Source organism: Schleiferilactobacillus shenzhenensis LY-73 (genome assembly GCF_000469325.1).
Lineage (GTDB): Bacteria > Bacillota > Bacilli > Lactobacillales > Lactobacillaceae > Schleiferilactobacillus > Schleiferilactobacillus shenzhenensis.
In genome coordinates this window covers 1-678 of sequence record NZ_KI271639.1, presented here as the reverse complement: position 1 = coordinate 678, position 678 = coordinate 1, and the positions used below count along the sequence as shown (strand labels likewise).

At 52.9% G+C, this 678-nt stretch carries 1 protein-coding gene; it reads left to right on the top strand.

The features are described 5' to 3' along the window. Positions 1–557, top strand: a 557-nt coding sequence (locus L248_RS14930) for an RNA-guided endonuclease InsQ/TnpB family protein (protein ID WP_155828700.1), incomplete at its 5' end; no start/stop codon positions are given. Positions 558–678: the final 121 nt, after the last annotated feature.

Sequence of the window (678 nt, the reverse complement as noted above, 5' to 3'; positions counted from 1 at the left end):
GGCAGCAGCGCATCAAGTATTACCAGAAGAAAATGAACCGGAAACGGCGGGCCAATCACCACCATTACTGGACCAAGAACTATCGGAACATCGTCGCCAAACTCAATCGGGCCCACCAGCACATCAACGACCTGCAGCAAGACTTGCTCAACAAGTTTTGCCATTTCTTGGTCACCACCTACGATGTCATCTGTATCGAGGACTTGAACGTGAATGGGATGAAGATGTCCAAGAAAATGGCCAAGGGCGTTCAGCGCAGCTTGTTTCGTCGGTTCCGGACGACCATTACGTACATGGCCGCCTGGGCCGGCAAGACTGTCATTGTAGCGGACCGCTGGTTTCCTTCCACCCAGCGCTGTTCACGGTGCGGCTACGTCAAAACGAAAGAAAGCTACGGTGGCAAGATGACGCTCGCAGGAGACGCCATCCATCACGACCATGACACATACCGCTGCTATGCATGTGAGGCGGTCATGAACCGGGATGAAAATGCCGTGGAGAACTTAAGACAATATGCGGCGGGGCTTCCGCCGAAGACGGGGAAACCGTCGAGATGATTCAAGAGTCGGTCAATGTCATTACCCGGTCTGACCGGATATGGGGATACTGGCGTTAACGGAATCGATAAAGATGGACTCTTAACCGGTCTAAATCTCAAGGAACACCATGGACTGGGTG